The sequence below is a fragment of the Shouchella shacheensis genome, assembly GCF_001484965.1.
Lineage (GTDB): Bacteria > Bacillota > Bacilli > Bacillales > Bacillaceae_D > Shouchella > Shouchella shacheensis.
This window is the reverse complement of the sequence record NZ_LLYY01000032.1, coordinates 40,317-50,193: the sequence shown is the minus strand read 5'-3', so window position 1 is coordinate 50,193 and position 9,877 is coordinate 40,317. Positions and strand designations below refer to the sequence as shown.

The 9,877-nt window shown below is 46.6% G+C and carries 12 protein-coding genes, 1 pseudogene and 1 riboswitch; of the genes and pseudogenes, 3 read left to right on the top strand and 10 right to left on the bottom strand.

Features of this window, described 5'->3' with window-relative positions:
* Positions 1 to 86: 86 nt before the first annotated feature.
* The gene (locus AVZ68_RS17085; protein WP_059105790.1) at positions 87 to 632 is read right to left on the bottom strand and encodes a hypothetical protein; all 546 of its coding nucleotides are present in this window, start codon (positions 630 to 632) and stop codon (positions 87 to 89) included.
* Between the two features lie 35 nt (positions 633 to 667).
* On the opposite strand from AVZ68_RS17085, the pseudogene AVZ68_RS21165 reads away from it, so the two are divergent.
* Positions 668 to 810, top strand: a pseudogene (locus AVZ68_RS21165) (IS4 family transposase); the annotation flags it as partial.
* Between the two features lie 177 nt (positions 811 to 987).
* Entirely contained in the window at positions 988 to 1,587 is a 600-nt protein-coding gene (locus AVZ68_RS21160) for an ISAzo13-like element transposase-related protein (RefSeq protein WP_059105789.1), read from the top strand.
* Between the two features lie 187 nt (positions 1,588 to 1,774).
* On the opposite strand, the gene AVZ68_RS17075 is transcribed toward AVZ68_RS21160, so the two are convergent.
* The 4 genes from AVZ68_RS17075 to AVZ68_RS17060 all read right to left on the bottom strand — a co-directional run bounded on the left by AVZ68_RS17075 (position 1,775) and on the right by AVZ68_RS17060 (position 4,201).
* Complete coding sequence (locus AVZ68_RS17075; protein ID WP_059105788.1) at positions 1,775 to 2,053, bottom strand: hypothetical protein; 279 nt, start codon at positions 2,051 to 2,053, stop codon at positions 1,775 to 1,777.
* A 60-nt stretch (positions 2,054 to 2,113) separates the two neighbouring features.
* The gene (lspA, locus tag AVZ68_RS17070) at positions 2,114 to 2,575 is read right to left on the bottom strand and encodes a signal peptidase II (RefSeq protein ID WP_059105793.1); all 462 of its coding nucleotides are present in this window, start codon (positions 2,573 to 2,575) and stop codon (positions 2,114 to 2,116) included.
* Positions 2,576 to 2,858: 283 nt separating this feature from the next.
* Positions 2,859 to 3,443 carry an SMC-Scp complex subunit ScpB gene (gene scpB / locus AVZ68_RS17065; RefSeq protein WP_059105787.1) on the bottom strand — a complete coding sequence of 195 codons (585 nt, stop codon included), beginning with the start codon at positions 3,441 to 3,443 and terminating at the stop codon, positions 2,859 to 2,861.
* Positions 3,440 to 4,201 carry a segregation/condensation protein A gene (locus AVZ68_RS17060; protein ID WP_059105786.1) on the bottom strand — a complete coding sequence of 254 codons (762 nt, stop codon included), beginning with the start codon at positions 4,199 to 4,201 and terminating at the stop codon, positions 3,440 to 3,442. Before AVZ68_RS17060 ends, scpB begins: the two co-directional genes overlap by 4 nt.
* Positions 4,202 to 4,263: 62 nt before the next feature.
* Here AVZ68_RS17060 and AVZ68_RS17055 point away from each other — a divergent pair, with 62 nt between their 5' ends.
* On the top strand, positions 4,264 to 4,770 hold the full coding sequence (locus AVZ68_RS17055; RefSeq protein WP_157404693.1) for a DUF309 domain-containing protein: 507 nt from the start codon (positions 4,264 to 4,266) through the stop codon (positions 4,768 to 4,770).
* 83 nt (positions 4,771 to 4,853) lie between these two features.
* Here the strand turns inward: AVZ68_RS17055 and ribH are convergent, their stop codons facing one another.
* The 5 genes from ribH to AVZ68_RS17030 form a co-directional block, all read right to left on the bottom strand.
* Positions 4,854 to 5,321: a 6,7-dimethyl-8-ribityllumazine synthase gene (gene ribH / locus AVZ68_RS17050; RefSeq protein ID WP_059105785.1), complete on the bottom strand. Its 468-nt coding sequence runs from the start codon at positions 5,319 to 5,321 to the stop codon at positions 4,854 to 4,856.
* Between the two features lie 13 nt (positions 5,322 to 5,334).
* The gene (locus tag AVZ68_RS17045) at positions 5,335 to 6,528 is read right to left on the bottom strand and encodes a bifunctional 3,4-dihydroxy-2-butanone-4-phosphate synthase/GTP cyclohydrolase II (protein WP_059105784.1); all 1,194 of its coding nucleotides are present in this window, start codon (positions 6,526 to 6,528) and stop codon (positions 5,335 to 5,337) included.
* 15 nt (positions 6,529 to 6,543) lie between these two features.
* Positions 6,544 to 7,191, bottom strand: a complete 648-nt coding sequence (gene ribE / locus AVZ68_RS17040; protein WP_059105783.1) for a riboflavin synthase — start codon at positions 7,189 to 7,191, stop codon at positions 6,544 to 6,546.
* On the bottom strand, positions 7,191 to 8,279 hold the full coding sequence (gene ribD, locus AVZ68_RS17035; protein ID WP_059105782.1) for a bifunctional diaminohydroxyphosphoribosylaminopyrimidine deaminase/5-amino-6-(5-phosphoribosylamino)uracil reductase RibD: 1,089 nt from the start codon (positions 8,277 to 8,279) through the stop codon (positions 7,191 to 7,193). Before ribD ends, ribE begins: the two co-directional genes overlap by 1 nt.
* A 158-nt stretch (positions 8,280 to 8,437) precedes the next feature.
* A riboswitch (FMN riboswitch) is annotated at positions 8,438 to 8,583 on the bottom strand.
* 362 nt (positions 8,584 to 8,945) lie between these two features.
* Positions 8,946 to 9,857 carry an EamA family transporter gene (locus AVZ68_RS17030; protein ID WP_059105781.1) on the bottom strand — a complete coding sequence of 304 codons (912 nt, stop codon included), beginning with the start codon at positions 9,855 to 9,857 and terminating at the stop codon, positions 8,946 to 8,948.
* Between the last annotated feature and the right edge of the window lie 20 nt (positions 9,858 to 9,877).

Here is a 9,877-nt window from a genome sequence, read left to right as displayed (position 1 = left end):
ACTTCTTCTTTCCCTTCCCTTCGAGCTTTCCCCAACGCCGAACGTTCATAATTAACATATTTTGACGAAGACTTTTTTCAAAATAACTATTTCCACACAGACGCATATTTCTTTTTGTACTTTTTATCTTTTTCTTTTTCAATTAAATCCAATGCAAGTTGCTTAACTTGCTCATCCTTTATTTCATCATAAAGCTTCCTGAGGCTTTCAATAATATCATAGCGAATCAACGTGTAGTTTTTTTCATCGGTTCCAGTTAAGAATCTGTCGGCAAGGTTATTTAAAACCAACTCTTTTTGCTCAGGACCAGCCAGGGCAACTTTCCAAATGGACTTCAGACTATGTCTTGCAGTGACAAATTTTTTGTCTTTTGTCACTGCCCAAACCATTGGGAAATCCTTCAGAATTCTATTTTCCGGATCACTTTTCGCCAAATTGCAGAGGAGTTGTGCAGCTCTTGATCTTTGGTGGTTATCACCTTCAGTTAAGTCCTTCAGCAACTGGTCCCAAACTTGATACGCCCAATCTACCTCCTCTTCCGTACTATCAAACAATTTCATAAGGGCTTCGTATTGTATATTCTTATCTTCATTCCTCAGGTTTTCAAAATGTGTTTTTATTGTACTATCCATTGAGCTGCCTCCTTTTTAATGACTCAACTTCTGGAGTTCGGTACCGCCGCCGGAAAGAAGACGTGCAGAAAGGGACTGAACCCTGTTCACCCTGTTGGATGACATCAATCCGGTGAAGCTTGGCGTTAAAACGTTGCTTTTCGATAGCTGGGTTGCGTATCCTTCGATTATCAAACGATGAGTACAAATTAATTTTATCTTATTCCGCAAAGCATCCGTTTCTTGAATAATTGTCATTAAGGCACGCCCCAAAAAATAACTAGTCAATTATGGTAATAAAACACAAAAGTATCCTTTGATATGTTTTAATTGTCTGTGCGAGAAACAAAAAAACAAAACAAAGGATACAGATACCATGATACCGAACATCTTCAAGAATTACAAAGAAATCATCGTCGAAACCATTCACAAGTTAACAGGTTCAGATAAGCGCATCGCTCTAGCCAAGACAGTAGAAGCCGTTGGAAAAGGCGGGAAACCTCTCGTTGCGAATACCCTGATCCTCAATGCGGACAACGGTCCGGAGAATCATAGTCGCAGAACTCAATTCATGAAACGAATGATCGAATTTGCGGTGAACTATGACGTAAAGGTTCTATTAGCCTATTATCCTTCCTATCATAGTAAATACAATCCAATAGAACGGGTTTGGGGACGACTAGAGCAACATTGGAATGGAGCTATTCTGGATACAATGGAAGCGGTCGTAGGATTCGCGGAGAGTATGACCTGGAAGGGCGAGAACCCTTGTGTATCTCTTTGCAAAGAACGTCTATTGAAACAGGGAAAAAGGTCGAAAAAAAGATCATGGCCGAATATGAAGAGGTCATTGAGCGAGCAAAGGGAATTGAAAAGTGGTTTGTCAAAATCAGCCCTCATCAATGTAAGGGCGTCGTGCAGCGGGAATAAAAGGATTCCACATAGGGAAGAACCGAATGTTAAAATGCCTAAGTGAACCCTAGGACACGTTTGTCCTTTTTCCGAAAAAAACACGAACGAAACTGGACAGTACCTATTTTTCGTTCGATTTAGCTATCATTAGGTATTCCACTCTATTTTTGTGCTAAGTCCAGAGAAAGTCACAGCAAAAAAGCTCCCGCCTTAGTGGAAATTGACTTGTTATTTATTTTAATGTCCCTTATCTAAATATTATCCATCCAACGGGCGATATCTGCTGACTGTGTATTTATATAACGATTTGGTTGGTCAGTAATGTTTACTAAAAAATAACTATCTTTCTCGTCAAAGCATGAAGCCAAATATTTGGTTAGAATACTAATATCATCATCTGTTTTTATTAGAAAAACAGCATTGTGGATATGTTTTATGTCATGTAGCTTTAAAAGCCTCTCATCAATACATATTTCTCTCCGTTCAGTTATACTAGCATTGTAAGAAAATAAGTATATTCTCGCAGCCACTAATACCAACTCCTTAGAAATAATAACCTTACTATTGTTACCCTAAAACTTACATTTCTCTTATTCACTCCGTTGTTTCTCATCTTTGTAAATAGCTACTAGAACTAATAGAAAAGCCAATGTTAAAGCAATATCAGCAATATTAAAGATTGGAAAGTTATACGTAAAAATATATACATCCAAGAAATCAACCACTTCACCAAACAGGATTCGGTCAATAAAGTTACCAATAGCCCCTCCCAAAACTAACGTTAATCCCCATGCCATTATAGGATTCTTATGCATTGTTCTATGTAAATAAAAAATACTTACTCCTACCACTATGAGCGTAATGAGAACAAACAGCCACAAGTGTCCTTGTAAAATCCCAAAAGCAGCACCTGCATTACGATGTGATGTTATGTGAAAAACATTCTCAATTACTGGGATACTCTCACGATTCTCCATTCTTTTGGAAACAACCCACTTAGTGAATTGGTCAAGCAATATAATAATAAAAGCAAAAAAATAGGAGCGAAACATAACCACCGAATATTATCCTTTCTTAGAACCACATGATATTTCTACTCATTTTTTATTCTAACATTTTAAATTTAACTAAACTACTCGTTAATTAAAGAAAAAGTGGTAATCCTATTATTGGAGGATTCTCCACGATCACCTACCTAAGACAGTAAAGAACTTTTTTGTTCAGAAAGCTGGGGACTAAATCTTTCCCCCTTCCTTCCCCTCGCCAACCTAGCGAGAGTCGGAACCGGAGCTCGACCCAAAAGAGCCAGCTCCCCTCGCTGGCTCTTCTTCTTATCTAGCTATTTTCATCGCCCAGCCCTTCAAAAAACAAATCCGCTTCTTCAAGCCCTGTTTCTTCATTCAAATCTAGCTCTTCTAAAGGAGGCAAGTCTTCGATCGACTCGAGCCCGAAGTGATCCAGAAAGAAAGGCGTCGTTCCATATAATTTGGCACGCCCCGTCCCACTTGCACGCCCCTGGTCTTCCACGAGCAATTTGGAAGTCAGTGACTGAATCGCTTTCTCCGACTTCACCCCACGAATCTCATCCACCTCTAGCCGAGTGATCGGCTGTTTGTAGGCAATAATAGCTAGCGTTTCAAGCGCCGCCCGCGAGAGCCCTCCATGCACGGGGGAAGCGGCCAGTTTTTTGTAAAGCGGGGCGTGGACGGCTTTCGTTGTCAGGCGGTAGCGCTCCCCTAGTTTCGCTAGCTGAATGCCGCGATCATGCTCCTCCATCCGCTGTTTTAATTGCACAAGTCCTGTCTCTATTTCCTGCTCTGAAACGTCTAAGAGTGGGACCAACTCTACGACCGAAAGACCCTCGTCCCCAGCGACAAAGAGGAGGCCTTCCATTGCCGCAAGCAAAGATGTTTCGCTCATTCTACTCCTCCATCTGCTCGGTGAATCATGATTTCTGAAAAACTCTCCTCTTGCAGACAATGCACTGCTCGCGTTTTCATCAGCTCAAGAATGGCCAGGAAGGTCACCACAATATGCCCACGGTCATGGTTGTTAGCAACCAACGTTTGAAACGACAGCTGCCCTTTTCCTGCTGCAAGCTGATCCAGCAAATCATTCATTTTTGTTTCAATCGAAAATTCCTCGGCCTGTACCTTTTTTGTTTTCGGGGCGTTCCAAGCCTGTCGCTGCATTAATTTTTGGTAAGCGCCTAGCATGTCAAACAGAGAGACATCGCGAATCGCGAGCTCTCGATGCTCCTCTGCGCTTAAATGTCCATCAAGGTCAGCGGGCGGTCGTGTATGCAACAGACTGCGGTCCGTTTCCTTCTCCCTGAGTTTCTCGGCCGCTTGCTTCATTGTCCGGTATTCAACAAGCTGTTCAACGAGCTCATCCCTTGGGTCATCGTCCTCCAGCCAGTTTTCCTCTTCCTCAAAGAGCTCCTCCTGCTTCGGCAGCAGCATTTGGCTTTTGATTTGCAAAAGCGTTGCCGCCATGACTAAATATTCACTGGCGAGGTCAAGCTCAAGCTCCTGCATCGTGTGTATGTACTGTAAATACTGATCGCTAATGAGGGCAACGGGAATATCATAGATGTCTACCTCCGCTTGCTGAATCAAGTGCAGCAGCAAATCAAGAGGACCCTCGAAGGAATCGATTTTTACACTGTATGTATTCATTCTATCAACCTCATCCTGAGTGCTAGCTGGATTATACCATACTCGCGTTCACGGTAGGGTTTTTGTATAATGAAACCATACGAAAGCAGGTGATGGCCATCTACCCTGAAGCTTATATCAAGTACTTGCTTTATTTCCACGCGGACCGAGACTATTTTGAATGCCATGAAGTGCTTGAGGATCACTGGAAACGCGTGCCAAAGCCGGAGCGGGAATCGCACTGGGTGACCTTAATTCAAATCGCTGTTGCGCTCTATCATGAACGACGAGGAAATCTTAAAGGGGCGGAAATTTTATATAGACGACTCGAGAAGCGCATCGACAAGGACCAAGAGGCGCTGCATGCTCTTGGGCTTGATCAAAGGCAGCTTCACAAAGACATCATGGAACGGAAGCGATTTCTGGGCAAACAGCCATTTGTCGATTACAACCTGCCGCTAAACGACCAAGCGCTGATTGATGAGTGCCGAGAACGTTCGGCCAAAGAGGTGAAGGAGTGGCAAAAAGCGAGCCAACTAGAAGATCATGCGCTCGTTCATAAGCACCGTGAACGCTGGAAAGAAGGGTAGCGTGTGGTTCTGCTGTTGGAAATAACAGAACGAATAAGCGCCGTATCACAACAATGTGATACGGCGCTTTTTGGGATTGGCTCTTAGTCAAACGAGCGAGAGAAATTCGCCATCTCAATTGCTGACGTCGCTGCATCCCAGCCTTTATTTCCGGCCTTTGTCCCTGCACGCTCAACGGCTTGCTCTATGGTATTCGTCGTCAGCACACCGAATATCACAGGCGTTCCTGTTGTAAGCGAAAGCGAGGAAACACCTTTCGCGACTTCGCTGCAAACATAATCAAAATGCGGCGTTGATCCGCGAATCACTGTTCCGAGCGTGATGACGGCGTCATACTTGCCACTATCGGCCATTTTCTTCGCAGCAAATGGAATTTCAAAGGCGCCCGGGACCCAAGCAACATCGACATCCTCCGCGCGCGCTCCGTGTCGCACCATCGCATCTTCCGCCCCTGCAAGCAGCTTGCTTGTGATAAAATCATTAAAACGGCCGACAACAATGCCTACCTTCAACCCTGTTGCGACCAGATTCCCTTCAAATGTTTGCCCCATCTGTAATTTCCTCCTAAAACTTAAGCATATGGCCCAGTTTTTCTGTTTTTGTTTTTAAATAGGCTTCGTTGTCTTCAACAAGCGGCATTTGCAACGGCACTCGCTCTTCTACTTTTAAATCATAGCCTTCAAGCCCGGTAATTTTACGAGGATTATTCGTCAACAAACGCATCGACTGCACCCCTAAGTCACGCAAGATTTGTGCGCCGATTCCGTAATCCCGCAAATCGGCCGGAAATCCAAGCATTTCATTCGCTTCGACCGTGTCATAGCCTTCTTCTTGCAGCTTATAGGCGCGGAGCTTGTTCATGAGCCCAATCCCCCGGCCCTCTTGACGCATGTAAAGGAGAACGCCTCTCTCTTCGGCGGAAATTTGCGAGAGCGCAGCGTGGAGCTGCGGTCCGCAGTCGCAGCGGTGGGAGCCAAACACATCTCCTGTTAAGCACTCCGAATGAACACGAACAAGCACAGGCTCTCCATTCGCAATATCTCCTTTAACAAGGGCAATGCTTTCTTTATCATCCGCGGCATTGGAGTAGCCAATCGCCTGAAAGGTGCCAAATTCGGTCGGTAGCGTCGTCTCTACTTCGCGCTCGATTAGCTTATCCTTGCGCCGACGGTAACGAATTAAGTCTTTAATGGTAATCATTAGCAAGCCATGCTGATCAGCAAGCTGACGAAGCTCTGGCACCCGTGCCATGGAACCGTTCTCGTTCATCACTTCACAGATCACGCCAGCAGGGGCTGCGCCAGCGAGCTTCGCGAGATCAACCGCAGCCTCCGTATGGCCGGCACGTCTGAGCACGCCTCCTTCTTTGGCGACAAGCGGAAAAATATGACCCGGACGTTTAAAATCGGTGGCAATAGCGTCCTCGCTTACAAGCGCCTGCACCGTCACCGCCCGTTCGTGGGCAGAAATGCCCGTCGTTGATGTATGATGATCGACGCTCACCGTAAAGGCCGTCCCGTGTGGATCGGTGTTGCGGTTGACCATTTGTTCCAGCTCAAGCTGATCGGCACGCCCTTTCGTCATCGGGGTACAAATGAGCCCGCGTCCATGGGTGGCCATAAAATTAATCGTCTCCGCTGTTGTGAATTCAGCCAGAGCGAGCAGATCTCCTTCATTTTCTCGGTCCTCATCGTCACACACAATGACAGTTCCGCCTGATTTCAATACGTCCAGCGCACGCTCAATCGAATCAAACATCGTCACCCCTCCTTTTTAGTAAAAACCATTGTTTTCAAGAAGCTCTTGAAACTCCTCTTCTTTTGCTTTTGATTCTTTCGGCTTCAGCATTTTTTCTACGTATTTGCCGATCATGTCGCATTCCACATTCACCGCGTCGCCTTCTTGCTTTTCTCCGATCGTCGTCTCCTCCAGCGTATGAGGAATGATCGAGATCGTAAAGCTATCCTCAGTGACGTCAAATACGGTTAAACTTGTTCCCTCTACGGCTACGGACCCTTTTTGCACCACATAGCGCAGCACGTCCGGACTTGCCTGAATTTCAAAATAGACGGCATTGTGAGAAGGCGTTCGCTTCACGACGCGCCCAACTCCGTCCACATGCCCTGAGACCATATGCCCTCCAAAACGCCCTCCCGCTGCCATCGCTCGCTCTAAATTGACACTGGAACCGCTCTTCAGATTCGAAAACGTAGAAGCCTTCACGGTTTCTGGCATCACATCGCAGGCAAAACGATCTGTCTCAAACAACGTCACCGTTAAGCAGACGCCGTTGACCGAAATGCTGTCGCCAGTGGCCACATCGGTAAGAACATGCGAAGCACCAATCGTTACACGCATCGCTTGTCCGGTTTGCTCGATATTTTGCACCGTTCCTTTTTCTTCTATGATTCCCGTGAACATTAGTGTTCCTCCCTTTTCCTGCGCGCAATCAGGCGAACATCCGCCCCGACCATACGCACATCCTCGACTTCGAATTGACGCGCTTCGTTCAAGGAAGCAATCCCGCTTCCACCCACCGTCGTCGGTGCGGCGCTTCCTCCTACTAATTTAGGGGCTGTGTAGGCAATGTAGCGATCGACCGCGTCCGCCTCCACAAACGCGCCGCTTACGGTGGCCCCTCCTTCCACATACAACGTCATGATGTCGGCGCGGCCAAGTTCGGCGAGTACTGCCTCAATCGTTAGCTGTTCAAGGGGGACGACGCGAACATTTTTGCTTCCAAGCACACGCGCTTTCTCTGAATCAGCGCTTGCTTCGGTAAACACCCATGTCTCCGCCTCTTGGTCCGTCACTAGCTTGGCATCCTCAGGCAGACGCAAGCGACGGTCCAACACAACTCGAACTGGATTCCGCCCTCCTTGAGGAAGTCTAGTCGTTAACGATGGATGATCCGCAAGCACTGTTCCGATACCAACGAGAATCGCATCATGAAGATGTCTCGACTCATGCACATCTTCCCGAGCCGCATTCCCGGTAATCCACTGGCTTTCGCCGCTGATGGTTGCTGTTTTTCCGTCAAGCGTCGAAGCGGTTTTCAGCGTTACGTAAGGTCTCTTGGTTTCCACAAAATGAAAGAAGGCTTCGTTTAATTTGGCGGCTTCTTTCTTGCACACACCGAGCTCGACCAAAATCCCTGCTCTCTCTATTTTAGCGATCCCCGCCCCAGCGACTTTCGGGTTGGGATCGGTGGTGGCGACTACCACACGGGCGAGTTCCGCGTCAACAATGGCATCCGCACAGGGCGGGGTTTTGCCGTAATGACTGCATGGCTCGAGCGTGACATACATCGTCGCCCCCTTCGCATCAGCACCAGCCATACGGAGCGCATGCACTTCCGCGTGTGCAGTCCCAGCTTTTAAATGAGCCCCCGTCCCAACAATGCGTCCATCTTTCACAATGACCGCTCCTACCATCGGGTTCGGCGACGTTTGCCCCCGCATCGCAGCAGCATGCTGTAGCGCCTGTTCCATATACCAACGGTCATTCATAAAGAACGCTCCTTTTCACGCAAAAAACCCTCGAAGCATTCACACTTCGAGGGGTTGTAATCAAATAGGAAATAAACGCAGCACCTAAACGTGATACGATATGAAAGCATAGCACGGCAAATAAACCAGACCAACATGGTCTTTTCGCGCAGCTCTCACTCTAACTTCTCCCATCCAGACTATCACTGTCGGCTCTGGAGTTGCACCAGATCCACCGCTTTGCAAAAAGCAAACCGGGTCACGGACTAAGAGGCCTTGCCTCATCACCGCCGGTGGGGATTTTCGCCCCGCCCCGAAGTTAAAAACGCTTATGAAGTTGTGGTACTGAATTGTATCAAGTGTATAAGGGATTGCTAAGTTGTTAGAAGCATATCACTGCGAATTTAAAAAAGCAAGAGATTTGTTCTCCTGCTCTCCAACGAACCAGATAAGAAAAGTCTTTTTGGGAGAACTTGATTCGAGGGCTTAGGAGTATGATCCAGCCTCCCTACGAAAAGATTGGATCTAGGGGTACTTCCATGTACACATCGCCTCTGGAACGGACAACAAACACTCCTTAAGCTAATTATAGCCAACCAAATGCTTGGCGTACTCCCAAGGAGCCTACTTAAGGAGGTTATTTGGAGGCTACGCGCAGCAGCGGAGGCTTGAGCATCTATTAAAAACCTAAGCGTTCAAACGAAGCACAATAATCCCCAGGAACGCTAATGCAAGGCCCATCACTTCGTTTTTGGCTAATTCCTCTTTTAAGAAAAAGCGCGCATACAAAATGATAATCACAACATTCATCGCGCTGATTGCTGAAACAATTCCTGTAGTGCCTTCTCGAAAGGCCGGAAGTACAAACATCATTCCAGCTACATTGGTGATCCCTACGATCATTCCCCATCCAAAAGTTCTTTGCAGCGACCAGTTGGGGTCCGTATGACAAACGTGGCCATCTTCGGCAGCAGCCTGTTCTCCATGAGCTGTTCTAACCGCCCGCTTTTTGTTTAGATTGCTAAGCATCCATGCAAATCCAAAACACAAACTTCCTGTAGCAAACATGACAATAAGGGCCGGCAAAGTTGCTGCTCCGGCAAGAGTGGACTGTTTCACAGAGACATCGGTCAAACCAAAAAAGAGCATGGTCATGATTCCCCACTGAATCCCTTTTAATCCGCCCGTTTTTAAATCATGTGAATACTTTATACATAGTAGCCCCAAAATCATGATCAAAAACGCAAATAATTGCCAGGTTGTTAATACCTCTCCCCAAGCAATATAGGCGACAACAACAACGACAAAAGGGGGAAGTCCTGAAAATAAAGCGATAACGGAAGGTCTTCCAACCGCATACCCTCTATACATCGACGCATTGGCGAGAAAAGAGAATATACCCATTAAGATCCCGTACCATGCCCCATCGGACCACTGTTGTTGAGCAAATAAGTTCCCAGTTATCGCTATTGTCGTTCCCGAAACGTACACTCCAAAAAGCAAAAGATTTCGATCAATGGGCTTTTGAGATGTCCATTGATACAAAATTCCTCTTAACCCAAAACAGCAAGCAGCTGCTAAAGCAAAAACAAACCACATTGTTCCCTCTCACATCCCTG